The organism is Caulobacter radicis (assembly GCF_003094615.1).
GTDB classification, from domain to species: Bacteria; Pseudomonadota; Alphaproteobacteria; order Caulobacterales; family Caulobacteraceae; genus Caulobacter; species Caulobacter radicis.
Genome location: NZ_QDKO01000043.1, coordinates 292763 through 317131 on the forward strand (window position 1 = coordinate 292763; position 24369 = coordinate 317131).

29 protein-coding genes and 2 tRNA genes are annotated in these 24369 nt (G+C 69.0%); 16 read left to right on the forward strand and 15 right to left on the reverse strand.

Going from position 1 to position 24369, the window contains the following annotated elements:
• The first annotated feature begins 67 nt into the window (after positions 1-67).
• Positions 68-949: a phenylalanine 4-monooxygenase gene (gene phhA, locus DDF62_RS23940; RefSeq protein WP_116491439.1), complete on the forward strand. Its 882-nt coding sequence runs from the start codon at positions 68-70 to the stop codon at positions 947-949.
• On the opposite strand, the gene DDF62_RS23945 is transcribed toward phhA, so the two are convergent.
• Positions 907-2124, reverse strand: a complete 1218-nt coding sequence (locus DDF62_RS23945) for an acyltransferase family protein (RefSeq protein WP_116491440.1) — start codon at positions 2122-2124, stop codon at positions 907-909. The two genes, phhA and DDF62_RS23945, sit on opposite strands and share 43 nt — an antisense overlap.
• A gap of 134 nt (positions 2125-2258) precedes the next feature.
• On the opposite strand from DDF62_RS23945, the gene DDF62_RS23950 reads away from it, so the two are divergent.
• A complete protein-coding gene (locus DDF62_RS23950; RefSeq protein WP_116491441.1) occupies positions 2259-3074 on the forward strand; it encodes a LytTR family DNA-binding domain-containing protein in 816 nt (271 codons plus the stop codon).
• Here DDF62_RS23950 and DDF62_RS23955 read toward each other — a convergent pair.
• Together DDF62_RS23955 and DDF62_RS23960 are read right to left on the reverse strand one after the other, a co-directional pair.
• The gene (locus tag DDF62_RS23955) at positions 3071-3802 is read right to left on the reverse strand and encodes a TlyA family RNA methyltransferase (protein ID WP_116491442.1); all 732 of its coding nucleotides are present in this window, start codon (positions 3800-3802) and stop codon (positions 3071-3073) included. The two genes, DDF62_RS23950 and DDF62_RS23955, sit on opposite strands and share 4 nt — an antisense overlap.
• A gap of 38 nt (positions 3803-3840) precedes the next feature.
• Positions 3841-4182, reverse strand: a complete 342-nt coding sequence (locus DDF62_RS23960) for a (2Fe-2S) ferredoxin domain-containing protein (RefSeq protein ID WP_208866929.1) — start codon at positions 4180-4182, stop codon at positions 3841-3843.
• A 101-nt stretch (positions 4183-4283) separates the two neighbouring features.
• Between DDF62_RS23960 and DDF62_RS23965 the strand changes: the two genes are divergently transcribed.
• Entirely contained in the window at positions 4284-4613 is a 330-nt protein-coding gene (locus tag DDF62_RS23965; RefSeq protein ID WP_116491443.1) for a hypothetical protein, read from the forward strand.
• Here DDF62_RS23965 and DDF62_RS23970 read toward each other — a convergent pair.
• From DDF62_RS23970 to DDF62_RS23980, 3 genes are read right to left on the reverse strand one after another with little or no spacing between them, the layout of a single operon-like run.
• Positions 4610-5056: an NUDIX domain-containing protein gene (locus tag DDF62_RS23970; RefSeq protein WP_116491444.1), complete on the reverse strand. Its 447-nt coding sequence runs from the start codon at positions 5054-5056 to the stop codon at positions 4610-4612. The genes DDF62_RS23965 and DDF62_RS23970 overlap by 4 nt on opposite strands.
• 4 nt (positions 5057-5060) lie before the next feature.
• Positions 5061-6092, reverse strand: a complete 1032-nt coding sequence (locus DDF62_RS23975) for a phospholipase C/P1 nuclease family protein (protein WP_116491445.1) — start codon at positions 6090-6092, stop codon at positions 5061-5063.
• Between the two features lie 15 nt (positions 6093-6107).
• Complete coding sequence (locus DDF62_RS23980; RefSeq protein ID WP_116491446.1) at positions 6108-6695, reverse strand: glutathione S-transferase family protein; 588 nt, start codon at positions 6693-6695, stop codon at positions 6108-6110.
• Positions 6696-6884: 189 nt separating this feature from the next.
• Here DDF62_RS23980 and DDF62_RS23985 point away from each other — a divergent pair, with 189 nt between their 5' ends.
• The 5 genes from DDF62_RS23985 (at position 6885) to DDF62_RS24005 (ending at position 11531) form a co-directional block, all read left to right on the forward strand.
• Positions 6885-7379: a 3D domain-containing protein gene (locus tag DDF62_RS23985; RefSeq protein ID WP_101717798.1), complete on the forward strand. Its 495-nt coding sequence runs from the start codon at positions 6885-6887 to the stop codon at positions 7377-7379.
• A 232-nt stretch (positions 7380-7611) separates the two neighbouring features.
• Positions 7612-7974, forward strand: coding sequence for a response regulator transcription factor (locus tag DDF62_RS23990; protein ID WP_208866930.1), 363 nt, complete (start codon positions 7612-7614; stop codon positions 7972-7974).
• The gene (locus DDF62_RS23995; protein WP_116491448.1) at positions 7971-9053 is read left to right on the forward strand and encodes a YaiO family outer membrane beta-barrel protein; all 1083 of its coding nucleotides are present in this window, start codon (positions 7971-7973) and stop codon (positions 9051-9053) included. Before DDF62_RS23990 ends, DDF62_RS23995 begins: the two co-directional genes overlap by 4 nt.
• Positions 9054-10097, forward strand: a complete 1044-nt coding sequence (locus DDF62_RS24000) for a HEAT repeat domain-containing protein (RefSeq protein ID WP_116491449.1) — start codon at positions 9054-9056, stop codon at positions 10095-10097.
• Between the two features lie 3 nt (positions 10098-10100).
• Positions 10101-11531 carry a glycosyltransferase family 2 protein gene (locus tag DDF62_RS24005; protein WP_116491450.1) on the forward strand — a complete coding sequence of 477 codons (1431 nt, stop codon included), beginning with the start codon at positions 10101-10103 and terminating at the stop codon, positions 11529-11531.
• 2 nt (positions 11532-11533) lie between these two features.
• Here DDF62_RS24005 and DDF62_RS24010 read toward each other — a convergent pair whose 3' ends face one another.
• The 5 genes from DDF62_RS24010 to cobA are packed head-to-tail and all read right to left on the reverse strand — an operon-like array spanning position 11534 to position 15699.
• The gene (locus DDF62_RS24010) at positions 11534-12277 is read right to left on the reverse strand and encodes a phosphoadenylyl-sulfate reductase (protein ID WP_116491451.1); all 744 of its coding nucleotides are present in this window, start codon (positions 12275-12277) and stop codon (positions 11534-11536) included.
• On the reverse strand, positions 12277-12819 hold the full coding sequence (locus tag DDF62_RS24015; protein WP_116491452.1) for a DUF934 domain-containing protein: 543 nt from the start codon (positions 12817-12819) through the stop codon (positions 12277-12279). Before DDF62_RS24015 ends, DDF62_RS24010 begins: the two co-directional genes overlap by 1 nt.
• Positions 12803-14461 (reverse strand): nitrite/sulfite reductase, encoded by a 1659-nt coding sequence (locus tag DDF62_RS24020; protein WP_116491453.1) that lies wholly within the window; start codon positions 14459-14461, stop codon positions 12803-12805. Before DDF62_RS24020 ends, DDF62_RS24015 begins: the two co-directional genes overlap by 17 nt.
• 9 nt (positions 14462-14470) lie before the next feature.
• The gene (locus tag DDF62_RS24025; RefSeq protein WP_110120253.1) at positions 14471-14839 is read right to left on the reverse strand and encodes a DUF2849 domain-containing protein; all 369 of its coding nucleotides are present in this window, start codon (positions 14837-14839) and stop codon (positions 14471-14473) included.
• On the reverse strand, positions 14836-15699 hold the full coding sequence (gene cobA, locus DDF62_RS24030; protein ID WP_116491454.1) for a uroporphyrinogen-III C-methyltransferase: 864 nt from the start codon (positions 15697-15699) through the stop codon (positions 14836-14838). Before cobA ends, DDF62_RS24025 begins: the two co-directional genes overlap by 4 nt.
• Before the next feature lie 225 nt (positions 15700-15924).
• Between cobA and gcvA the strand changes: the two genes are divergently transcribed.
• From gcvA to DDF62_RS24045, 3 genes are read left to right on the forward strand one after another with little or no spacing between them, the layout of a single operon-like run.
• A complete protein-coding gene (gene gcvA, locus DDF62_RS24035; RefSeq protein WP_116491455.1) occupies positions 15925-16881 on the forward strand; it encodes a transcriptional regulator GcvA in 957 nt (318 codons plus the stop codon).
• A gap of 50 nt (positions 16882-16931) precedes the next feature.
• On the forward strand, positions 16932-17267 hold the full coding sequence (locus tag DDF62_RS24040) for a chorismate mutase (RefSeq protein ID WP_101717785.1): 336 nt from the start codon (positions 16932-16934) through the stop codon (positions 17265-17267).
• Positions 17264-17548: a hypothetical protein gene (locus tag DDF62_RS24045; protein ID WP_116491456.1), complete on the forward strand. Its 285-nt coding sequence runs from the start codon at positions 17264-17266 to the stop codon at positions 17546-17548. Before DDF62_RS24040 ends, DDF62_RS24045 begins: the two co-directional genes overlap by 4 nt.
• 90 nt (positions 17549-17638) lie before the next feature.
• Here the strand turns inward: DDF62_RS24045 and DDF62_RS24050 are convergent, their stop codons facing one another.
• Entirely contained in the window at positions 17639-18331 is a 693-nt protein-coding gene (locus DDF62_RS24050; protein WP_208866931.1) for a siderophore-interacting protein, read from the reverse strand.
• Positions 18332-18516: 185 nt separating this feature from the next.
• On the opposite strand from DDF62_RS24050, the gene DDF62_RS24055 reads away from it, so the two are divergent.
• The gene (locus DDF62_RS24055; protein WP_116491457.1) at positions 18517-19335 is read left to right on the forward strand and encodes an AraC family transcriptional regulator; all 819 of its coding nucleotides are present in this window, start codon (positions 18517-18519) and stop codon (positions 19333-19335) included.
• Here DDF62_RS24055 and DDF62_RS24060 read toward each other — a convergent pair.
• The gene (locus tag DDF62_RS24060; RefSeq protein ID WP_116491458.1) at positions 19332-19670 is read right to left on the reverse strand and encodes an Hpt domain-containing protein; all 339 of its coding nucleotides are present in this window, start codon (positions 19668-19670) and stop codon (positions 19332-19334) included. The two genes, DDF62_RS24055 and DDF62_RS24060, sit on opposite strands and share 4 nt — an antisense overlap.
• Before the next feature lie 84 nt (positions 19671-19754).
• Here DDF62_RS24060 and DDF62_RS24065 point away from each other — a divergent pair.
• The 3 genes from DDF62_RS24065 (at position 19755) to DDF62_RS24075 (ending at position 21606) form a co-directional block, all read left to right on the forward strand.
• A tRNA-Lys gene (locus DDF62_RS24065) sits at positions 19755-19830 on the forward strand.
• Positions 19831-20017: 187 nt separating this feature from the next.
• Positions 20018-20093, forward strand: a tRNA-Lys gene (locus DDF62_RS24070).
• 181 nt (positions 20094-20274) lie between these two features.
• A complete protein-coding gene (locus DDF62_RS24075) occupies positions 20275-21606 on the forward strand; it encodes an MFS transporter (RefSeq protein ID WP_165832373.1) in 1332 nt (443 codons plus the stop codon).
• A 93-nt stretch (positions 21607-21699) separates the two neighbouring features.
• On the opposite strand, the gene DDF62_RS24080 is transcribed toward DDF62_RS24075, so the two are convergent.
• On the reverse strand, positions 21700-22701 hold the full coding sequence (locus tag DDF62_RS24080; protein WP_116491460.1) for an MDR family NADP-dependent oxidoreductase: 1002 nt from the start codon (positions 22699-22701) through the stop codon (positions 21700-21702).
• Between the two features lie 186 nt (positions 22702-22887).
• On the opposite strand from DDF62_RS24080, the gene DDF62_RS24085 reads away from it, so the two are divergent.
• Complete coding sequence (locus DDF62_RS24085; RefSeq protein WP_116491461.1) at positions 22888-23532, forward strand: hypothetical protein; 645 nt, start codon at positions 22888-22890, stop codon at positions 23530-23532.
• Here DDF62_RS24085 and DDF62_RS24090 read toward each other — a convergent pair.
• Entirely contained in the window at positions 23529-24368 is an 840-nt protein-coding gene (locus DDF62_RS24090) for an SDR family NAD(P)-dependent oxidoreductase (RefSeq protein ID WP_116491462.1), read from the reverse strand. The two genes, DDF62_RS24085 and DDF62_RS24090, sit on opposite strands and share 4 nt — an antisense overlap.
• Position 24369: the final 1 nt, after the last annotated feature.

Here is a 24369-nt window from a genome sequence, read left to right on the forward strand (position 1 = left end):
CGCCGACCTGGCGGTTGCGCGCAAAAATCGAACGAAACTTGCCGCCATCCGGGCGTAACGTCGTTTCATGAGCGCAGACGGTTTCAGCGGCGGGCCGCCCCCAGGGGCTCGCCCCGATTGGACGATCGATCAAGGCTGGGAAGCCTATAGCCAGGCCGAGCACGATGTCTGGATCACGCTTTATGAGCGCCAGGCCAAAGTGCTTCAGAACCGCGCCTGCGACGAGTTCCTGCGTGGCCTCGACGCGCTGGACCTGCACCGCACCGGCATTCCCGACTTCAACCGGATCAACGAGGAGCTCCAGCGGCTGACCGGCTGGAGCGTCGTGGCCGTGCCGGGTCTGGTGCCCGACGATGTGTTCTTCGACCACCTGGCCAATCGCCGCTTCCCGGCCGGCCAGTTCATCCGCAAGCCGCACGAGCTGGACTATCTGCAGGAGCCGGACGTCTTCCACGACGTGTTCGGCCACGTGCCGATGCTGACCGACCCCGTCTTCGCCGACTATATGCAGGCCTACGGCAAGGGCGGCCAGCGGGCGCTGGGCCTGGGCCGGCTGGCCAACCTCGCCAGGCTCTATTGGTACACCGTCGAGTTCGGGCTGATGGCCACGCCGGCGGGCCTGCGGATCTACGGCGCGGGCATCGTCTCGTCGCGGACGGAGTCGATCTTCGCCCTCGAAGATCCCTCGCCCAACCGCATCGGTTTCGACCTGGAGCGGGTGATGCGCACGCCCTACCGCATCGACGACTTCCAGCAGGTCTATTTCGTCATCCCGTCGATCCAGACGCTGCAGGAAGTGACCCTGCGCGACTTCTCGGCGCTGTACGAACGGCTGGCCGGCGCCGGCGACATCGGCATTACCGAGATCGTGGGCGCCGACCAGGTGCTGACCCGGGGAACCCAGGCCTATGCGAAGGCCGGCGGACGGCTGGCCTCGGCGACGGGCTGAGCCCGCAGGCCGAACAGCACCCGCAGGCCCGGGACCCGCCTGACGATCTCGTAGGTCGCGAAACAGGCGCCGAAGGTTCCCGCGACCAGGATCAGGGCCTCCAGCCCCTGCGGCAGCCCCAGCCTGGCCAGGTGGTGCGCCAGGACGACCGTCACGGTCTGGTGGACGATGTAGAACGGGAAGACGCCCAGGGTCAGGTAGCGCAGCACCGGCCCGCCGCGGTTCAGATGCCTCGCGCCAAAGCCGAGGATGGCGGCGATCGCGCACCATTGGTCGACCGCATAGACCCCGCGCATGGCCAGCCGCAGCCCCTGCGCCGGATCGCCTTGCCGGTAGATCCAGGCGTAGGTCGCGAAGGCCGCGTAGGCGCTCAGGGCCAGGATCAGGGCTGGCCAGCGCATGGCGATCAGCCGCTCGCGCAGCGCCGAGGACCTTGCCAGGCCAAAGCCCAGCATGAACGCGACGAACGAGATGGCGTGGTTGTACCAGTCGTCGATCAGGGCGTGGGTGACGTCGAAGATGGGCACGAGCACCACGCGGGCCAGCGCCAGGAAGACGATCGGCACGACGAGCAGCCAGGGGCCGGCCAGCACACGCTCGCAGACGGCCTGCACTTTCTCACCCAGCCTGGGAACGATCGCCAGCATCAGGGCCAGCACCAGCGTGTAGACCAGGAGGTAGGCGACGAACCACATGTGGTTCCAGGTCGGGGTGATCAGGCAGTCGCCATCCTCGCCGCACCAGCCGCCCGAGGCCGTCAGGTACTTGGCCCAGAATGTCGGCCACGGATCGACGCCGAACGGCGCCTGCGGGTGCGCGGCCACGTACTCGGCGACCTGATAGTAGGATTGCGGCGGCACGATCACGACCATGGCCAACAGCAGCGGCGGCAGGAGCCGCGCGACGCGCCCCCTAGCCAGCTTTCCGACGCCGACCTTGTCGGCCATGAAGCGCGTGGCCGCGCCCGACACGAGAAACAGCAGGGTCAGCCGCCAGGGACTGGTCAGCATCATCACCGGCTCCAGCGCCGGCACGGGATGGGGCGACTTCACGTGCCACTCCCAAGGCACGTAGAACATGCCCACGTGATACAGAATCAGCAGGAAGAACGCGCCCACCCTGATCCAGTCGAGGTCGTGGCGACGGGCGAGGTCCTGTGGAGACGAAAGGGACATTGGGGTTGGTTCCGAACGATGGCGTCGCCGGGGAGAAATCCGCCCCGGCCGCCGCACGCCAAGCGTCAGGGGACGAACAGCGCCCTGCCGGTGACGCCGCCGCGCCCTCGGGGACGAACGGCGCGCGCTGGGGGATGAGCGGCGCCGAGCGCCGCCTGCTGCTGCGCGGCTGGCTGTGCGGCCTGGCCATTGTCGCGGCCATCACCGTCATCAACATCCTGACCATCATCCACGACGCGCCGCGCCTTGGCCCCTGGCGGCCGGCGATCTGGGAGGTGTCGAGCGGCCTGGTTACGGTCCTGATCATGCTGCTGCCGGCCGCCGTCGCGCTATGGACGCATCGGACGAGGCCGACCCTGGCCCGCGCCCTGCCCGTCCACGCCGTCGCCCTGCTGGCCTATTCGATCCTGCACGTGAGCGGCTTCGTCGTGCTGCGGAAGATCGCCCATCGCCTGATCCTGGGCGAAGGCTACGACTTCGGGCCGATCGGGCCGGAGTTCGTCTACGAGCTGCGCAAGGACGTCATCGCCTATGTGCTGGCGTTCGTGGTGTTCTGGCTGCTGGCGCGGATGGCGCGCGACGTCGCCGCCGAGGCGCCGGCCCAGGTGACGGCTCCCGCCCCTTCGCCCGCGATGTTCGACGTCCGCGACGGCGCGCGGCTGGTGCGCACGCCGATCGTGGACATCCTCGCCGTACGATCGGCGGGCAACTACGCCGAGTTCCTGCTGGCCGACGGCCGACGACCGCTCACCCGCTCTTCATTGACGGCGCTGGAAGGCGAGCTCGCCGCGCATGGCTTCGTACGCACCCATCGCTCGTGGCTGGTCAACGCGGCGCGCGTGACGGGGCTACGGCCGGAAGGCTCGGGCGACTACGCCGTGGAGCTCGGCCCGATCGAGGCGCCGTTGTCGCGCCGGTACCCCGAGGCGCTGGCAGCGCTGCGGGGTTAGGCCTTCACCGCCCAGAGCAGCTTTTCGACCTGGCCCTCGCCGCCGGAGATCGGGCTGTCGGCGCTGTCGCGAACCGTCCAGCCTGACGCCTCGATGAAGGCCGAAACGCGCTCGACACAGGCGGAGATGACCTCTGGATCCTTCACGAGGCCGCCCTTCCCGACGTTCTCGCGGCCGGCCTCGAACTGCGGCTTGACCAGGGCGACGAGATCCGCGCCGGGACGCGCCAGTCCCAGCGCCGCCGGCAGGGCCTTTTCCAGCGAGATGAAGCTGACGTCGGTGACCACCAGATCGACGCCGTCCGGCGCGTGCTCGGCGGTCAGGGCGCGGGCGTCGAGCGGCGACAGGTCGTCCACGCGCGGATCGTTCTTCAGGCTCGAATGCAGCTGGTCGCGGCCGACGTCGACGGCCAGGACACGCGCCGCGCCCTTCGACAGCAGCACCTCGGTGAAGCCGCCGGTCGAGGCGCCGACATCGACGGCGATGCGCCTCTCAACCGCCACCGGCCACAGCTCCAGCGCCCGCACCAGCTTCAGGGCGCCGCGCCCGACCCAGGGATGGGCGGCCTGGGCGACGATGTCGGAGGCCTCGTCGATCGCCTCGGAAGCCTTGGCGACCACCTTGCCGTCGGCGGTGACGCAGCCAGCCTCGATGGCGGCGCGCGCCTTGGCGCGGCTGTCGAAGAGGCCCTTCTCGACCAGCAGGATGTCGGCGCGTTTGCGGCTCATCGGAGCCTGATAGCAGACTCGCCGGCTTGCTTCCTCAATCAGGCCGCCTCGGCGTCGTTGGCGGCCAGGCCAAGACGAGCGGCGGCGGCGTCCATGGACGCGCCGCGCGGCACGACCACCCACTCGCGGGGCCTGGAGGCATTAACCGCCACCACGGCGTCCTTGGGGCAGATGTCGAAGCAGTCGACCTCGATCACCGCCAGCGGGGCCTTGCGGTCCTTGCCCTTGCCGCCGCCGGAAGCCTTGCGCAGGGCCTTGGCGAAGCTCTGCTCGCCGCCCTTGCCAAAGCCGCCGTCCAGCTTGCGCGAACACTTGCGGCAGACCAGAACGACATTGTTCCAGTCGGCGCGCACGCGCTTGATCGGCCGATCCTTGCTCACCTGGAGCCTTTCTGTTTCAGGCGCCCTGCCCGCGCCTTCGACATGGGAAGTCGCCGCCCGAAGTGCTAGAGAGCCGCGCTTTCAACGCTTCGGAGGCCGCCATGGTCCGCAATCTCAAGGGCAAGATCGTTTCGCCCGTCGCCGACCCGACCGCCGCCGACGACCTGGCCTGGTTCGCCGCCAAGGCCGACCGCGCCTTCCGCCTGCGTGATCCGGCGCCGCTGGAGTTCGGCCCTCTGGGCGATCCAGGCGACGGCTTCAGCTGGCGCGTGCTGGTGGCCCGCCTGCCCGACGGCGGCCGCCTGCGCCTGCCGATCTCGCTGGCCTGGGACCTGCACAACGACCACGCCAAGGACCAGCACCTGTCGATGCTGTTCGAACAGGTCGCCCCGTCCGAAGCCAAGGCGGCGCTGAAGAAGAAGGCGAACTAGCCCTTGCGCATCCACGCCGCGACGGCCCAGGAATGGGCGTCGTGGCGCAGGGCGACGACGGCGTCGCGCGGATCGAGCCAGACCAGTTTATGGTCATCCTCGACCTTCAGCTCCGGGCGCTCGCCGGCCAGGGTCACGGCGTAGATACCGCCGTAGTTGCGCATGGCCTGTCCGTCGGACTTCAGGAACGGCTGGGACACGTCGACGACGTGGGCGCCGACCTCGACGACCAGCCCGGTCTCCTCGCCGAACTCGCGGATCAAGGCCTCGCCTTCGGTCTCATCGCCGTCCACCGCGCCGCCCGGCAGGTCGAAATAGGGCGCCTTGCCGGGCTTGGTGACTTCCACCAGCGCGATTTGCCCCCGCTCGTCCTCGGCGATGCCGAAGGCGGCGTGACGGTCCCTGTAGTCCAGGGACGCGTCCGGCGCATAGAAGGCGATCAAGCGGTCAGTCCTTGCCGAACAGGTCGTTCCACGGATCGGCCTTGCCGCTCTCGACGTCGGCGACGCTGATCTCCGGGCGATAGCCGATCTTGCCATCGGCGCTGGCCTTCCAGGCCATGGTGACCATGTCGCGCAGCTCGGCCGCGCCGGCGGCCAGGCGCTCGTCGACGAAGGCCTTGGCGCGCGGGTCGGCAGCGACCATGCCGCCCGACTTTTCCAGTTGGTACAGCGGCTCGGTCAGCTTCCAGGTGGTGGTCAGGTAGCCGACCATGCGAGTCTCGTAGCTGCAGGCGCAGTCGCGCAGCGCCGGCATCTTGGCCTTGACCTCGTCGTCCTTGGCCACGGCCTTGACCAGCGGTCCCTCGAATGCGCCATGCGTGCCGCGGCTCTGCGTGTAGCCGTTGGGGTTCGGATAGTCGCCCCAGCCGTTGTAGTGCACGCTCATATGCAGCGGCTGGCTGCCGTCGCCGATGTAGTGGGCCCAGACGCCCAGGTCGCGCAGCAGGAGCTCCTCGCGACGCTTCAGGTCGGCGGCGTACCAGGCTTTCTTCTGGGCGTCGGTGGTCTGCTTCTCGGCGGCCACCAGGATGCGCCAGTAGGTGAAGTCCTTCACCAGCTGCTGGTAGCCGTCGATCATGGCGTACGGCAGATAGCCGGCCTTCCACTCGTCCTGGCCCACGGCGCGCAGAGCCGTCGCATAGTCGGCGCGGGTGGCCGGCAGGGTCTCGACCGTGAACTTCGGACCGCCGAACATGCGGCCCTCGTCGTCGAGATCCAGGAAGTGGGCGGCGTCGCGATCGTGATCGTGGACCTTGCCCGAGCCCTTCCAGCGGTCGGGCTCGCGGGCGTATTCGCCGATGGCGGCCACGCCGTAGGGGCTGCGCACGAAGGCCGGCACGTCGTCCGGCAGGGCCTGGGCGCCGAGCACGCCGATCATCCGGTGGCCGGAAGCGCCCCAGGCCAGGGCCGACTGGGCCGGCGCCGCCACGACGGCGGCCAGGACGAGAACCTTCAAGGTAGAAGACGGCGACTTCATGCGCGCTCCGAAGATTTAGTCGATGCCGAGGGCCGTCTCGACGCGGCCGACCCAGGCCTTCACGGCCGGATAGCGCGCCAGATCGAAACCGCCCTCGTGGGCGACACGGGTGTAGGCCACCAGCGCGATGTCCGCCAGGGTCAGGCGGTCGCCAACCAGGAAGCCGCTCTCGGAGAGCCCGTTTTCCAGGCGCGCAAGGGCCGCGTGGCCGCGCTCGACCAGCTTGCCGTCCAGGCTTTCCACCGGTTTGCCCATGTAGGCGACCTGGAATCGGGCGACGGCCACATAGGGCTCGTGGCTGTATTGCTCCCAGAACAGCCACTCGTACATCTTGGCCTTGAGGTAGGGATCGGCCGGGATCAGCACCGAACCCTCGGCCAGATGCAGCATGATGGCGTTCGACTGCGCCAGCGCCCGGCCGTCCTCCAGGATCACCGCCGGCACCTGTCCCGCCGGGTTCATGGCGAGGAAATCGGCGGTGCGGGACTCGCCCTTGAGGATGTCGACCTCGATCCATTCGAAGGGCAGGCGCAGGCGCTGGGCCGTCCATTTCACCTTCAGGCAGTTGCCCGACTTGCCGTCGCCGAAGATCCGGAGCGTCATTCCGTCGCCCTCCCCCACTTTTCAAATGGCGCGCTAAACGATTGAATTTTCACCCGAGTTCCGAGCTTCACCGGAAGCTTTCGTCCGATTCCGCCCTAATCGGGCGACTTTAAGCGGGTTGTCACGGAGCCGTGATCGGCTTAAGGAGACCGCCGAACCGACAGATACGCCGATAAGAGGACCCCCTCGATGCGACGCACGCTCGCCGGAATTTTGGCCTTCATGGCCATGTTCGCCGCACTCCCCGCCGCCGCGGGTCCCGATTCAGAACGCGCCTCCGATCCGTTGGGCGAGCTGATCGCCGGGGCCCTGACCGGCTCGATTCCCGGCTCCATCGAATACAAGATGAAGGCCACCCTCTACCACGCCGGCGCCAAGGGCATCCGCGCCCTCGACAGCCTGGGCTGCAAGGTGGTGGCGATGCGCACCCTGGCCGTGGACACCAAGGTGATCCCCCGTCGCACCGTCGTCTTCATCAAGGAGACGGTCGGCCTGCCGATGCCCAACGGCGAGACCCATGACGGCTACTGGTACGCCTCCGACATCGGCGGCGCGATCAAGGGCAACAAGATCGACATGTTCAGCGGCCAGGGCGCCAGCTCGATGAAGCCGCTGGCGGGCCTGAACCTTACGCACCTCTCGGTGACCAAGGTCGGCGAGTTCAAGGGCTGCCCGCCGGAATAGCCGGCCGCCGCACCCTCCAGCCACGGATCGAGTATTGGACACGGCCGCGAAAGCGGCCGTTTCGCTGTCTGCGTGCAATGTCGGGAAGTTAACCAAACGCGAGATGTTCGCGCTGGCCTCCCCGACCGTTCTGCACCACTCTGAATTGGTGTCGCGACTCCCTTGAAGCTTAGCTTGCAGGCGAGGAATGGTGTCCAGGCGATCTGAAAGTAACCTTGCGTCGTCGCCTTCGGTGCTCATCGCCGACGATGACGCCCTGCTTCGCGAAATCCTCGAGCACAAGCTCAGCATGGCCGGCTACGAGGTCACGGTGTTCGAGGACGGACGCGCCGTGCTCGAGGCCGCCCGCGCCGAGCGGCCGCACGTCGTCGTGCTGGACGGCATGATGCCGATCATCGACGGGTTCGAGGTCCTGCGGCGGATGAAGGGCGACGACGCCCTGCGCGACATCCCCGTGGTCATGCTGACCGCCCTGAAGGGTCGCAACGACATCGTCACCGCCCTGAACCTGGGCGCGGCCGACTACCTGCCCAAGCCCTTCGACCCCGACGAACTGCTGGCCCGCCTGTTTCGCATCGCCCCGGTGGCCGCATGATCGAGGCCGTCGCGGTCCAGGCGCCGGAGGCGGCCGATCCAGCCTATGTCGCGGCCGTCCAGGCCCGCCAGGCCGGCCGTACCGCCGAGGCGATCGCCGCCTTCGACCTGCTCGCCAAGCAGCGCCCCAAGGATCCGGACGTCTGGCTGAACCTGGGCCTCTCGCGCATGGCCGCCCAGCGCTATGCAGAAGCCGACCGCGCCTTCGAGACGACCCTGGAGCTGGCGCCGGACTACCGCGACGCCCGGATCGCCTACGCCCGCTCGGCCCTGTTCGCCGGCCGCCCCGAACTGGCGCGCCGCCGCCTGGCGCCGCTGCTGGCGGCCGCCCCGGACGACGCGGAGGCCAAGGGCCTGTCCCAGCAGATCGCCGCCACCCTGGCCATGCCGGGCGAACCGACCTGGCGGCTGGACGTGGCCTATGCCCGCAGCGAACTGACCAAGGACCTGGGCCACTGGAGCTCGGCGACGCTCGCCCTGTCGAAACGGATCGATCCGGACACCACTCTGGGCGGCTCGATCGAGCACACGGAACGCTTCGGTATCTCGGACACCTATGTCGAGGCGCTGGCCGCCCGCAGGTTCAGCCCCAGACTGGACGGCTTCGTCGCCGTGGGCGGCGCGCCGAACGCCGACTATCGCCCCGAGCTGTCGATCCGCGCCGGCGGTTCGGTCGGCCTGCTCAACGAGGGCGAACGGCGGGTCCGCCTGGGCCTGGACGCGGTCTGGTCGCGCTACGCCGTGGGCGAGGTCAAGAGCCTGCAACCCTACCTGACCCTGGCGGCCGGCCCGGTGTCGCTGACGGCGCGCTCCATCAACACCGAGGACGAACGCGGCAAGCATCAGTCCGGCTACACCCTGGGCGGCGAATGGGCGGCGACGCAGCGCCTGCGACTGCGCCTGGGCTACGCCGACGCCCCCGAAAGCGCCGACGGCGCCACCGTGCCCGTCGAGGCCGTCTCGGGCGGTATTGCCTACGACCTGACGCCGCGCTGGACGGTGCAGGTGGTCGGGGCGCACGAGAAGCGCACGGCCTATGACCGCGACGAGATCGGCGTCGCCGTCACCCGACGGTTCTAGATGTCGTCGCTGACGCTGATCTGGGTGGTCGCCCTCGTCCTGATCGGCGCGGCGCTGGCCTGGATGACCGCTCTGATCGTCGCGCGCTTCATCAAGGAAAGCCGCTCGACCACGCGCTCGGCCGAACGCAGGCTGATCATCCAGGCGCTCTCGGGCCTGCTCCGCGGCCAGACGGACGCCGTCGGCGCGCTTTCTCCCTTCGTGCGACGGCCGCAGGTGCTGGCCGAGGCGATCCTGGACTTCCAGGGCCTCATCCGCGGCGCCGACCAGGAACGGGCCATGGTGGCCCTCAGAAACCTTGGCCTGATCGAAGCCCTGGAGGGGCGGATCCTGGACGGCTCGCGCGACGAGCGCCTGACCAGCGTGGAGGCCCTGGCCGCCCTGGGCGGCGAGGAGGTCAAGGCCGCCCTGCGACGGGCCATCCGCTCCAAGGACCCGAACGTGCGGATGGCCGCCATCAAGGGGCTGGCCGACGCCGGCGCGCCGCCGACGCCCTCGCGCCTGCTCGACTATGTGGGGACCGGCGAACTGGCCCCGTCGAGGATCTATGCCGAGGTGATGCGCCAGGCCGTGGCCAGCGCGCCCTTGGAAGGCCTTCAGGCCCTCGGCCGGCAGGACCTGACGCCGCTGATGCGGGCCATGCTGCTGGACGCCCTCGGGCGCTCGGGCGCCTACGAGGCCGTGCCCGCGCTCGCCGCGGCGGCGACCGACCCGGATCCGGATGTCCGCACGGCGGCCATTCGGGGCCTTGGCCGCCTGCAACATCCGGCCGCCGCGGAAACCTTGGCGAGCGCCCTCGCCGACCAGGCCTGGACTGTCCGCTCCGCGGCCGCCGAGGCCGTCGGCGCCGCGGGCCTTGTCCGGCTGGCGCCGACAGTCGTCCCCTTGCTGGACGACCCCGAATGGTGGGTGCGCTTCCGGGCCGGCGACGCACTGGGACGGCTGGGCAAGGCCGGTCGCGGACTGCTGGAAGCCGCCGCGGCCGACGACGCCCGCCCGGTCGCCCAACGGGCCGCCGAGCGCGCCCTGGCCGAAGGCGGCTGAGCCATGCCCGAACTGGAAACCCTCGCCCTCGCCGTCGTCCGCTTCGCCGAGACCATCGCCTGGGCGGTGATCGCCACCGGCCTCGCGCAGAACGCGCTCTACCTCTACCAGCTGCTGCTGGCCGCCCGCGCCCTTTCGCAGGCGCCGCCGGTCAACCAGGCCGCCCTGCTCTGGCGTCGCTATGCGGAGGCCGCCCCGCCGATCACCCTGATGGCGCCGGCCTACAACGAGGCCCTGACCATCGTGGAGAGCGTCAGGTCGCTGCTGGCCCTGCAATATCCGCACTTCGAGGTCGTGGTGGTCAACGACGGCTCCAAGGACGAAACGTTGCAGGTGCTGATCGACGCCTTCGAGCTGCACCCGGTCGAGCGGCACTACGATCTCGCCGCGCCCTGCCAGCGAATCCGCGGCCTCTACGCCGCCGCCAACCAGCCGCGCCTGCTGGTCGTCGACAAGGACAACGGCGGCAAGGCCGACGCCCTGAACGCGGCCATCAACCTGTCGCGCTCGCCCATCGTCTGCTCGATGGACGCCGACAGCCTGCTTGAGGTCGACGCCCTGCTTCGCGCCGTCGCGCCCTTCGTCGAGGATCCCGAGCGCACGGTGGCCGTAGGCGGCACGATCCGCATCGCCAACGGCTGCAAGATCTCGTTCGGCCGGGTGGTCGAGGTGGGCGTGCCCAGGAACATGCTGGCCCGGCTGCAGACCATCGAGTACCTGCGCGCCTTCCTGATGGCCCGGCTGGCCTGGAGCCGCATCTCGACCCTGACCATCATCTCCGGCGCCTTCGGCCTCTTCCGGCGCCAGGCCGTGCTGGACGTCGGGGGCTACAGCCATGGCACCGTGGGCGAAGACATGGAGCTGGTGGTCAAGCTGCACAAACACTACCGCCGCCTGCGCAAGCCTTATCGCGTGGCCTTCACGCCCGAACCGGTATGCTGGACCGAGGCGCCGGAGACCATGGCCGTGCTGTCACGCCAGCGGGCGCGCTGGCATCGCGGGGCGCTGGAGACCTTCTTCCGCCATCGCGACATGATCCTGAACCCGCGCTACGGGCGGATCGGCGTGGTGGGCTTCGGGCACATCCTGGTGGTCGACGTGCTGGGGCCGATCATCGAGATCTTCGGCTACGTGTTGATCCCGGCCTTCTGGCTGCTGGGCGTGCTCGACATCGAGTACCTGTGGGCCCTGCTGGCCGTGACATTCGGCTTCGGCATCGTCATCAGCGTCGGCGCGCTGGCCCTGGAAGAGACGGAGCTGCGCCGATTTCCCAACGCCCGCAGCCTGGCCGTGCTGATGGGCGCGGCGATCCTGGAGAACTTCGGCTATCGCCAGATCAACAACTTCTGGCGGCTGCGCGGAACATGGCAGTTCCTGACCGGCGCGCAAGGTTGGGGCAAGATGACCCGCAAGGGGTTCTCGTCCCAGCCCTGATCCTAGATATCTCCGCCGACGTTCGGCGCGACGCCCGGGGCGCGGGCGACGTGGATGCCGCACTCGGTCTTGTCCTGGCCCTGCCAGCGGCCGGCGCGCACGTCGGCGTTGGGATCGTCGACCGGCTTGGTGCACGGCCAGCATCCCAGCGACGGGAAGCCCTGGGCCACCAGCGGGTGGGACGGCAGGCTGTGCTCGGCCGCGTAGGCGTCGAGCTCGGCCTTGCTCCAGTTGGCCAGCGGGTTGAACTTGATCTGGCCTTCGGTCTCCTCGACCACGGCCAGGCGCAGGCGATCGCCGCCATGGAAGCGCTTGCGACCGGTGCACCAGGCCGAGAAGCCTTCCAGCGCACGGTCCAGCGGCAGCACCTTGCGGATGTGGCAGCAGGCGTCGGTGTCGGTGCGCCACAGGTCCGAACGAGGATCGGTCACCGCCAGGTCGGCGAAGGCCGGCCGCAGGTCGCGCACGTCGGTCAGGCCCAGGGTCGCGGCCAGGCTCTTGCGGTAGTCCAGCGTCTGACCAAACAGCATGCCGGTGTCGAGGAACAGCACCGGGATGTTGGGCGAGACCTGCGAGGCCAGGTGCAGCAGCACCGCCGACTCCGCGCCGAACGAGCTGACCAGGGCCAGCTTGTCGCCGAAGGTCTCGTAGGCCTTGCGCAGTATGGTCAGCGGATGGGCGTCGCGCAGTTCGGCGTCCAGCCGCGCCGCCAGGGTCGGCGCGGCGTCGGTCTGGTCGTAGGCCATCAGAGCGCGCCTTCCTTGGCTTGAGCCTGGGCCCGCTCGTCGGCGGCGATCGGACGAGCGTCGACCGCCCGTTGATAGACGTGACGGAAGCGGTTGGCGGCCTTGGTCCAGGCCTCGGGCGTGGCGCCGTCATTGGGCTCGAAGGCGTCGAAACCGCAGCGGACCATGAAACCGGCCTGCTCCTGCAGCACGTCGCCCACGGCGCGGACCTCGCCCTCGTACTTGAAGCGCTCGCGCAGCAGGCGGGCCGAGGTGTAGGCGCGGCCGTCCCGGTACTTCGGGAAGGCCAGGGCCACCACCGAGATGCGCGGCAGGTCGTAGGCCAGGGCCTCGACCTCCTCGGCCGGCTCGATGCGCACGCCGACGCGGCGGCTGTTGGACGACAGCAGCGCGTCGCCCTCGGCCTGGAAGCGGTTCAGCGACAGGATGACGTCGCCGGCGTCCGGGATGGCGTCCTCGTCGACGACGTTGACGAAGGTGTTTTCAGCCCATTGGGCCGCTTGTTCGCCAGTTGGGCCTGCGAGCTTAATCAGCTTGGGCATAGACCGCTTCCTTGAAGGGCTCGAGGCCGACGCGGCGATAGGTGTCGAGGAAGCGTTCCTCGCCCTGGCGCGCGGCCAGATAGGTGTCGACTAGGGTGTCGATGGCGGGGGCGACCCTGTCGGCCGCCAGGGCCGGACCGAGGATCTTGCCGATCGAGGCGTCTTCCGCGCCCGAGCCGCCGAGCGAGAGCTGGTAGAATTCCTCGCCCTTCTTATCGACGCCCAGAATGCCGATGTGGGCCACATGGTGGTGGCCGCAGGCGTTGATGCAGCCGCTGATCTTGATCTTCAGCTCGCCGATCGTCTCGGCCCGGTCGGGGTCGGCGAAGGTCTTGGCGATGTCCTGGGCGATCGGGATAGCGCGCGCATTTGCAAGAGCGCAGTAGTCGAGGCCCGGGCAGGCGATGATGTCGCTGATCAGGTCGATATTGGCCGTGGCCAGGCCAGCGGCCTCCAGCGCCGCGTGCACGGCCGGCAGGTCGTCGAGCTTGACGTGCGGCAGGACAAGGTTCTGGGCGTGGGTCACGCGCAGGTCGTCCAGGCTGTAGCGTTCTGCCAGGTCCGCCACGACGTCCAGCTGGTCGGCGGTGGCGTCGCCCGGCGTCTGGCCGACGGCCTTCAGCGAGACCTCGACGATGGCGTAGCCCGGCTTCTTGTGGGCTTTGACATTGTTTCGCGCGAAGCGGGCCAGCGAGGGGCTGGCGGCCTTGGCGGCCTCGAAGGCTTCAGAGCGGGCCGGCAGGGTCTCGAACGGGGTCTGGGCGAAGGCGCCGCGGATGCGGGCCAGCTCCTGGTCGCCCAGGTCGGCGCGCGACTGGTCGATCTTGGCCCATTCTTCCTCGACCTGGCGGCCGAATTCCTCGGCGCCCAGCGCGGCGACCAGGATCTTGATCCGGGCCTTGTAGATGTTGTCGCGGCGGCCGTGGCGGTTGTAGACGCGCAGGACGGCTTCCAGGTAGCTCAGCAGGCTGGAGGCCGGCAGGTGGTGCTTGATGGTCGGGCCGACATAGGGCGTGCGCCCCTGCCCGCCGCCGACGATGACCTCGAAGCCCAGCGAGCCGTCGCGAGCCCGGCGCAGGATCAGGCCGATGTCATGCACCTTCACCGCGGCGCGGTCGGTCAGGGCGCCGGTGATGGCGATCTTGAACTTGCGCGGCAGGTACGAGAATTCCGGGTGCAGGGTCGACCACTGGCGGATCACCTCCGACCACACGCGCGGATCGTCGATCTCCTCGGCGGTCGCGCCGGCATAGGGGTCGGCCGTGGTGTTGCGGATGCAGTTGCCGCTGGTCTGGATGGCGTGCAGGTCGACCTCGGCCAGGGCGTCCAGGATGTCCGGCGCGTCCTTCAGCTTGATCCAGTTGAACTGGATGTTCTGACGCGTGGTCATGTGCCCGTAGCCCTTGTCGTAGGTGCGGGCGATCCAGGCCAGGCGGCGAGCCTGGCGGGAATTGAGCGAGCCGTAGGGGATGGCGACCCGCAGCATGTAGGCGTGAAGCTGCAGGTAGAGACCGTTCATCAGCCGCAGCGGCTTGAACTGGTCCTCGGTCAGGTCTCCGGCCAGGCGGCGCGTGACCTGGTGGCGGAACTCATTGGAGCGGTCCGTCAGGAATTCGCGGTCGATGACGTCGTACTGATACATAGGGTCGGCCTACTTGCGGCGGATCAGGTCGACGCGGCCCGTGGAGCGGGCGGCGCCGGAAGCGTGACGGATGGCCTCGACGACGGCGCCGCCCTCGGCCTGCTTGCCGTGGAGAAGCTCGTTGGTCGGACCCAGGGCGCGGATGCGCTCGCGGTAGCTGACCGGGGCAAGACCCAGGCCTTCGACGGTGATCAGGTCGATCGGATAGGGATCGACGATTACGGTAGGGGCGGCCTTGCCGGCGGCGACGGCGGCCTCGACCTCTTCGCCTTGCGCGTCGTCGAACAGCTGGGCGTCGCCGAAGCCGTCCACCCACGCGCCTTCCTTCCAGAAGACGACCTCCCCGTCGATCAGGCGATTGGCGGTCACGGCTTTCATTGGCCCGAACTCACGTTTTGAACTTCAACGGCGGCGAGCGTTGCGGTCTCGCCGGGAACTTTGACATCGGCCATGGCCATGGCCTCGCCGACCATCAGCAGCGCCGGGCCCTTCAGGCCGTCGGCGGCGGCCGCAAGGCCGGCCAGGGTGGTCAGGATGCGGCGCTCGTCGGCGCGGCTGGCGTTATCGACGACCAGGGCGGGCGTCGAACCTGCGCGGCCGGCGGCGGTCAGGCGCTGGGCGATGAAGCCGGCGGTCGAGACGCCCATATAGACGACGACGGTCTGGTTGGGGCGAGCGAGCGCCGTCCAGTCCAGATCCGGTTCGCCGTGAGCGGCGTGGCCGGTGACGAAGGTGACGGCCTGGGCGCTGCCGCGATGGGTCAGGGGCGCGCCAGCGCGGGCGCTGGCGGCCAGGGCGGCGGTGACGCCGGGCACCACGGTGCAATCGATCCCAGCCTCGCGGCAGGCCGAAAGCTCCTCGCCGCCCCGGCCGAACAGGAAGGGATCGCCGCCCTTCAGGCGCACGACCTCCAGCCCCTCGCGGGCCAGGGCCACCAGCAGCTGGTTGATGTCGTCCTGCGGCAGGGTGTGTCGCGACTTGCGCTTGGCCACGTCGATGCGACGAGCCTGGGGCGCCAGATCGAGAATTTCGGCCGAGACCAGGCCGTCGTGCACCAGCACGTCAGCGGCCTGCAGGGCCTTCAGCGCCTTGATCGTCAGCAGGTCGGGGTCGCCGGGACCAGCGCCCACCAGCGTCACGCGCCCGACCGCGGGCCGCGCGCCCTCGCCGCCGCGCAGCGCGACCAGACGGGGTTCAGCCTTGCGATCCCCAATCCTGCGGTCAGAGGGCGACGCCATGCGCGATCCCAGGTCCTCTAAAAGCGTCCGACGGACGTGCGAAAGCGGCGCGAGCCGCCATGGCCCCGCCGCTGGATCCAAAAGAAATGCGGGACGAACCCTAGGGTCCGCCCCGCCTCTCGCTCACCGATGAAAAGGGCCAATCCATCAGCGAACGCTTGCAAACTGGTCGCGGGCAGGCCAATTCGCAAACAAGGACTTCTGCCGGGGCGTTCAGTAAAACTCATGGAACGACAGACCGAACGGCGCCGCCTTCCGCCTCTCAACGCCCTTCGGGCTTTCGAGGCCGCGGCCCGCCACCTGAACTTCAGCCGCGCCGCCGACGAACTGTCGGTGACGCCCGGCGCGGTGAGCCAGCAGATCCAGAACCTGGAGGACTATGTCGGCGCGGCCCTGTTCAAGCGCACGCCCAAGGGCCTGCTGCTGACCGACGCGGCCCAGACCGCCCTGCCGGCCCTGCGCGAGGCCTTCGATCGCCTGGCCGAGGCCGCCAGCCTGCTGACCGCCGCCGTCGACGGCCGCCGCCTGACGCTGACGGCCGCGCCGTCGTTCGCGGCCAAATGGCTGGTGCCCAGGCTTGGCAAGTTCGAGCAGGCCCAGCCCCAGGTCGACGTCTGGCTGTCGGCCGGCATGGAGGTCGTCGACTTCGCCGCCGGCGAGGTGGATCTCGCCATCCGCTACGGCTCTGGCCGGTATCCGGGACTGGAAGTCACGCGCCTGATGAACGAGACCGTCGTGCCGGTCGCCAGTCCCGAACTTCTTGCTGATAACCCGCTGGAATCGCCCGAGGATCTGGCGCGCCACATCCTGCTGCACGACGGCTCGCCGGACGCCGATGATTCGTGCCCGGACTGGGCCATGTGGCTGGCCGCGCGCGGCATCAAGGGCGTCGACGGCGCCCGCGGCCCGCGCTTCAACCAGTCGAGCCTGGTGATCGAGGCCGCCGTCAACGGCCGGGGCATCGCCCTGGCAAAGCGCACCCTGGCCCAGGCCGACCTCGACGCCGGACGCCTGATCATCCCGTTCGACATCGCGACCTCGGTAGACTTCGCCTATTACGTCGTTCACCCCAAGGCCAAGGGCCGCCTGCCGCAGGTCAAGGCCTTCGTGAGCTGGCTGAAGGACGAGGCCGTCGCCCACGAAGCCGCGCTGCTCACCATCGACAATGGCGCTGGAATCTAGAGGCGGCATCTAGGCTGGAACGGCGCAGCCAAACCGGCTTAAAGGGGCGCATGATCAAGACGACTCTTACCGTCGACGAGCGCCTCGCCCCCGCCGACTGCCAGACAATGCTCGACGTCCGCCAGGGCGTCGACGCCCTGGACCGGGCCCTGGTGGCCCTGCTGACCGAGCGCCAGGGCTACATGGACGCCGCAGCCCGCATCAAGGCCGACCGCTCCAAGGTGTTCGACCGCGCCCGCATCGAGGACGTGGTCGACAAGGTCAAGGCCGCCGCCCGCGAGGCCGGCCTGTCGGAAGCCATCGCCGAACCGGTGTGGCGCACCCTGATCGACCGCTGCATCGCCTACGAGTACGACAGCTGGGACCGGACCAAAGGCGACGCGTGACCAAGCAAGAGATCGACAAGCTCCTGGACGACATGGCCGCCGAGGCCGCCGCCAAGGGCGACGACGACCTGCGACCGGGGCTGCTCTATCTGAACGCTCGCCTCTACGGCACGGAGATCCGCACCGAGACCGTCTCGGCCGTTCGCGGCCAGCGCTATCGCGGGATCCGGGTGTTCGTCGGCCGCGAATACGAGACCCGGATCCTCACCCGGAAGGAAACCGTCGGGCTTGAGGTCGGGGCGTTCGAGGATCTGTCGGAATCGATCCCGAACCCGGTCTAGGCCCGGGCGGAGTCGCTCCGTCCTGCCGACCGGCGGGCGTCGCCTCGACGTCGGCGCGAAAGAGCCCGACGCTTCGCCAGGTGATGGACATCAATCCAACCCCGTCTTGCCAGGCGCCCAATAGGCCTTGGCCAAGAGGCGCCTTGGCGCGACGCCGCGCGCCTTGAGGTCATTGCGGACCCGCTGGATGGCGCCCGCCCTTCCCGTCAGCACGAAGGACGCGCCGACGCCGCTCAGCGACGCGAGCGCATCGGTCATCGTCTCCAGGTGCGCGTCGTCGGCGCGCCTGCGAAACAACGCCGCCCTCGATAGCCCGAGCCGGTCAGCGACCTGGGCGGCGGCGTCGAGATCGGTGACCTCGAAGGCGCAGGCGACGCTACGAGCGGGATCCTGCATCGCCAGCGCATAGGCCAGACCCATCGAGGTCTCGTCGCCGAACACAGCCAGGGGCCCGGCGCCTCCCTCGACGTCGAGCGAGGCCCGCGGACCAAAGATATCGCATTCGACGCCGGGCTCGAGCGATCGAAGCCAGTCGGCGCCCAGGCCGTCGCCGTGCGCGTATCCCAGAAAGCTGGTCCGCCCCGAGGCCTCCCACGCCATCGGCGTGTAGGTGCGCGCGACAAAGGCCGAGCCCATGGCGACCTGGATCTTCTGCCCGGGCGTCCACGCGGCGCCGGCCAGTTCCGGACCTTCCAGCGTGACCAGCGAGAAGCGCTCGGCCAGCGCCTCGCTGGAGACCACCCTGGCGCGCCGCATCAGCAACCGGACCAGAACCTGGCTCAACCGCCCCGGCGCCCTGCTCGTTTTCGTGCTGGCCAATGCGGTCACGACAATCCCTTTCCAGATGCGCGAAGCCGAAGCGATCTCGACTCCCTCCGACCGATCGATTAGCCAGAGCCGGCAATGGCGTCATTCCGAAGGATCGCCAGAATACTATTCGATCCCGCCAGCCGCCCGGAGCCTGCGCCATGCCGATCCTGAGCGAGCTGCTTTCGAAAGCCGACTGGATCGAGCCCGACGAGGTGCCCCGCCCGATCGTGGTGTTCGGAACGATGATGGACGAGGCCGGCGCCATCGAGCTCGACCTCCACCGACACCAGAAGGGTCAGATCATCCTGGTGCAGCGCGGAGCGCTGAGCTGCGAGGTCGAGGGCGGGCTCTGGATCGTGCCGCCGCGCAGCGCGATCTGGATCCCCGGCGGCGCGCTGCACGCGATCAAGGCCAGCGGCGCGCTGGAGGGCTACAACGCCTTCATCGATCCGGCGGTCGCCGCAGGGCTGCCCGCGACCTGCTGCGCGGTGTCGGTGACGCCGCTGCTGAAGGAGCTTCTGGCCCGGGCCGCGCACCTGCCCTACCTCTACGAGGAAGGCGGGGCCAATTCACGGCTGGTCTCGGTGCTGCTCGACGAGGTCGCCGCCGCCCAGGTGGAGGATCTGCACCTGCCGATGCCCGCCGACCCGCGCCTGCGCCGGATCGCCGACGAGATGATGGCCGCCCCCGCCGAGCGGCGGAGCCTCGCGGCCTGGGCCAGGCGCGCCGGCATGAGCGAGCGGACGCTGATGCGGCTGATCGACCGCGAGACCGGCATGAGCTTCGGGCGCTGGCGTCAGCAGCTCGGCGTGGTGCTGGCCGTCAAATGGCTGGCCGCCGGCGCGTCGATCCAGAAGGTCGCCGCCGACCTCGGCTACGAAAGCGCGCCCAGCTTCGTGACCATGTTCCGCAAGGCGCTGGGCGCCTCGCCCGGCCGCTACATGGCCGAGCGCCATCCGGGACGAGCCCTGGACTAACCCTTCAGCGACCTGAGCGCCTGCTCGTGGACGTAGGCGGCGATATCCAGCAGCGCCACGTCCAACGCCGTCTTCACCTCGTCGAGACTGGCCGCGCCATCCTCGGCGTGCTGGCAGACCTCGCCCAGTGCGACAGCCCCGATACCCCGGGCCGCGCCCTTGACCGTATGGACAGCGTCACGCCAGCCGGGATGCTCGGGGGTCAGCAGCGGGGTCCACAGCGCGGCCTGCTCGCGAAACAGCGCCAGCACCTCTTCGATCACCGCCTGGTCGCCCATCGCGAACCCTTCCAGGTAGGCGAAATCCACGGCTCCGCTGATATCTCGCCTGGCCATCGAAAAAGTCCTTGCGCTCTCAAATTCATTGCGTATGTTCCGCGCCTCGCCGCCGGGACGCTTCAGCGCTTCGGAATCGCGAATGGGTGTATAGCTCAGTTGGTAGAGCAGCTGACTCTTAATCAGCGGGTCCAAGGTTCGAATCCTTGTACACCCACCATTCTCCTCAATACTTGATCCGATAAGAACTTCCCCTCGCGGGGAGGCGCTTTCGCGTATCTGCGTTTCGTCCGGGTGCGACGAATATATCCACACCTTCTTGTCTAAATTGGATTGCGCTCCCCGCGTCTTGGGGTATGTATCGCGCCTCGCCGTCGGGGACGCGCAAGCGACTTCGAAACGCGAACGGGTGTATAGCTCAGTTGGTAGAGCAGCTGACTCTTAATCAGCGGGTCCAAGGTTCGAATCCTTGTACACCCACCATTCTCTCTTCAAGTTGTTGATCTGAAGCCGGATGGCCGCGAAAGCGGCCGGCGCCGTTGCTTCGTGCAGTCGCGCCAGATCTCAATCGACGATTGTCCGACTGTCGGGCGCCGTTATGGGCGGCCGCTTGCGATGGCGTTTCACGCCTAGCGTCGCTGATCCTTCGCAATGGATCCGCGCCATGACCGCCGCCAAACCGCCCTCGCCTCACCGCCTGCCCCTGCTCGTCCACGCCGGCTATGGCGCCGGCCAGATCGCCGGCCAGGTTTTCCGCGACGCCCCCTCGCTGCTGCTGCTGTTCTTCATGACCAATGCTCTGGGCGTGGAGCCGGCCCTGGCCGGGGCGGCGATCTTCTTTCCCAAGCTGTTCTGGGGCCTGATCTCGGACCTGACGGTCGGCCTGGTCTCCGACCGCTGGAAGGCGAAGGTCCCGCGCCGCCTGTGGCTGCTGGCGGGGGCGATCCTTGCGCCGCTGGCGCTGATCCTGCTGTTCCACGTGCCGGAGGGCTCGCCCACGGCCAGCGCCGCCTATGTCGCCGGGGCCTTCAGCCTCTACATGATCGTGTTCGGAGCGTTCTCGGTGCCCTATCTGGCGATCGGCACGGAACTTTCGGACGATCCCAAGGAGCGGACGGTGGTCATGGCCTGGCGGATGGGCTTCTCGGCCATCGGCCTGCTGGTCGGCAACGCCCTTGCGCCGGTGCTGGTGCAGACCTGGGGCGGCGGACGCCCGGCCTATTCGCAGATGTCGCTGGTGCTGGCGGGCGTCTGCGCGGTCAGCCTGCTGATCGCCTTCCTGGCCTCGCCGCGCCCCGTGGTGCAGGCCGCGACCCAACCGGCCCTGCGCCTGAAGGCGATTCTAAGCGCCCTGACCGACAAGGCCTTCCGTCCGCTGCTGGGCGCCTATCTGCTGCAACTGGTCGGCTCGGGCCTCGGCTACGCCGCGATGATCTACTTCCTCAGCTACAACATGGGCCGCAAGGACGCCCTGACCCAGATCGGCTTGATCGTGCTGGCGATGAGCGCCGTGGTGATCGCCGCCCAGCCGCTGTGGATCAAGCTGTCGGCCGCCTTCGGCCGCAAGCGGATCTATATCGCCGCCGCGCTGGGCCATGCCCTCGTCCAGGCCCTGTGGGGCGTGATGGCGGGCGCGCCGCTCGGCGCGATCTACGGCGTCGTGGTGCTGTTCGCCCTGTTCAACTCGGGCTGGAGCCTGATGGGCTACAGCCTGCTGTCGGACGTCATCGCCCAGGACGAGGCCGAGCATGGCGAAAGCCGGGCCGGCGTGTTCTCGGCGCTGTGGACCGGGGCCGACAAGATCGGCTTTGCTTTGGGCGGCACGCTTCTGACGGGTCTCTTGCTGTCGGCCTTCGGCTTCTCCAGCGCCCTGGCGGTGACCGGCGCGGCCCAGCCGGGCTCGGCCCTGGTCGGCGTGGCCGTGGCCTTCGCCTACGCCCCCGCGGCGTTCAACCTGGCGGCGGCGGCGCTGTACGCGAAGTTCGGGAGGGCTTGAGGGCTCGCGCAAGGCAAAGGGGCCGGCGCGTTGCGCCGGCCCCCAGGTCCCGGATAGCCGCTGCGCGGCTTCCGGGATGACGAAACGGGGTGACTACTCGCCCACCTTCACCAGCGTCTTGCCGGTGTTGGCGCCCTTCATCAGGCGCTCGAACTGGGCCGGGGCCGACTCGATCCCCTCGCCCAGGTCCTCGACCTGCACCAGGCGGCCTTCCTTCAGCCACGGCTCGGCGGTCTTCACCCACTCGTTCCAGCGCGGATAGAAGTCGTAGACCACCAGTCCCATGACGGCGGCGCGCTTGCCGACGATGGGGCCAAGGCCGAACTGCGGCGGCGGGCCGTCGGCGTGGTAGTGGGCCGACAGGCCGCAGATCACCACGCGGCCATAGGTCTTCAGCAGACCGAACACCGGATTGAGGATCGGCAGGCCGACATTCTCGAAGTGGACGGTCGGGCCGCCGTCGGTCAGGCCCTTCAGCTCGTCGACCCAGCCTTCGTTGCGATAGTCGACGGCGGCGTCGAAGCCATAGCGCTCGACCACCTGGGCCACCTTGTCTGCGCCGCCGGCGATGCCGACCGCCTTGGCGCCGAGGATCCTGGCGATCTGGCCCGCCGTGCCGCCGACGCTGCCCGCCGCCGCGTCGACCGTGAAGACGTCGCCGGCGCCGACCTTGGCCAGTTGGGTGACGCCCGCCCAGGCGGTCAGGCCCGGCATGCCCAGAACGCCGAGATGGTTGGAGACGCCCAGCGACGGATCGACCTTGCGGGCGAACCTGGCGTCCATCAGACCCACCTGCGCCCAGCCGGCCTCGCCGATCACGTGGTCGCCTGGCGCGAAGTCCGGATGGCCCGAGGCGATGACCTCGGCGACGGCCGAGCCCGGCAGGGTCTCGCCCGGGGCCGGGCGCGGCTCGCCCATGTGCCGGCCGCGCAGCCGCGAGCCGAGATAGGGATCGAGGGACAGATAGAGGACCCGCACCAGCAGTTGGCCGGCGGGCGCCGTTGCCGGCGCGGCGCGCTCGACCACCTCGAAATCGGCGGCGACGGGCACGTCCTCGATCACGCGCTTGAGGACGACTTCCAGTGATTTGCTCATGACGCTGCTCGCGGAGGAAAAACGAGCCGCGACCCTAGCCGCCGCCGGCTGGCCATCTCCGGTCGGCGGACAGTTTCGTCACCAGCCGAACTTTCTCGGCAGCCTGACGCGACGCCCCGCTAGTCGCAACCTTGAGCGGTGCGGCGGATGCATGGAATAAGCAAAGCTTCCAACCGGGGGTTCTGCTTGTTCGTATCCACCACGCGCCTGGCCGTCGCGGCCGGCATGATCCTGATGGTCGCCGCCTGCGCGCCGCCCGCCAAGCCCGCGAGCGACCCCAGGGTCGACGCCGTGATCGAACGCTCGCGCACGACCCGCGCCACCTACGCCGTCTATGCGTGGGTGCGTGTCGAGCGACCGAACGAAGGTGCTATGGAGGAATGGTCGACCGAATTCCACAGCGGCGACAAGCATCGGGTGGAGACGCCCGCCGACCGCGTCGTCGCTGACTGCGCCACGGGTACGGGCAAGACCCTCACGATCGCCACCGGCGAGATTCTCGCGGGCCCGGAGTACGCCCGCGCCGCCTGTGGCGTGAACAGCAACAGGCCGATTCTGGAAAAGGCCTATGTCGGCTCGCGCGGAACGCCGACCGGCCGCGTCGACCGGATCCGCCTCACCGACGCGGGCCTGATCCGGATCTACGACATCGACCAGAACGGCGTCATCGTGGGTACGACCTTCAAGCTCCGGCACGAGAACAACAGAACTGTCCTGAGCATGCTCAAGGTCGTGGTCGAAGGCGACCTGCCCGCAACCGACATCTTCGACCACGCCTCGCTCCAGCGCAGCGTCGTGCCCGATCGCTACAAGGTCGCTCCAAAGAGCTAGTGCGGCTCCTCGCCGCCCGAGACATTCATGCTCTCGGCGGTGATGTACCTGGCCTCGTCCGAGCACAGGAAGGCCACGGCGTCGGCCGTATCCTCCGGCTTGCCGGGACGGCCCAGCGGGATGCGGGCGGCCATGGCGGCCAGATAGGCCTCGACCGAGGCCGCACCGGTGACCTTGGCGAAATACTCGTTCTGCCAGGCGCCGAGACCGGTGGTCACGTGGTTGGGGCAGACGTTGTTGACGGTGATCTGATGCGCGCCCAGCTCGATGGCCGCCGAGCGGGTCAGGCCCACCAGGCCGTGCTTGGAGGCGGTGTAGGCCTGGGCGTGCGGGAAGCCCGACTTGGCCGCCTGGCTGGCGATATTGACGATGCGGCCGCCCTTGCCTTGCGGGATCATCACCTCGGCGGCCGCCTTCAGGCCGAAGAAGCAGCCCGTCAGGTTGACGTCGATGACCGCCGACCAGTCCTCAGGACGGACGTCCATCAGCGGCTTCATGATGTAGCCGATGCCGGCGTTGTTGACCCAGATGTCGAGCGAGCCGTGGGTTTGCACGGCATGATCGGCCAGCGCCCGGACCTCGTCCCAGCGACGCACGTCGCAGGGCCGGATGCTGGCCGACCCGCCGTACTGGCGCAGATCGGCGGCGATCGCCTCCATCTCCTCGGTCCCGCCGATCATGCCGGCAGGCGTAGAAGGATCGACGGAGCGACCGATGTCGGAAACGACCACCGCCGCTCCCTCCTGCGCCAGGCGTCGAGCGATGGCCTCCCCCAGACCTCCGCGCCGACCGGACCCGGTGACGACCGCCGTCTTGCCTTCAAACCGTCCCGCCATG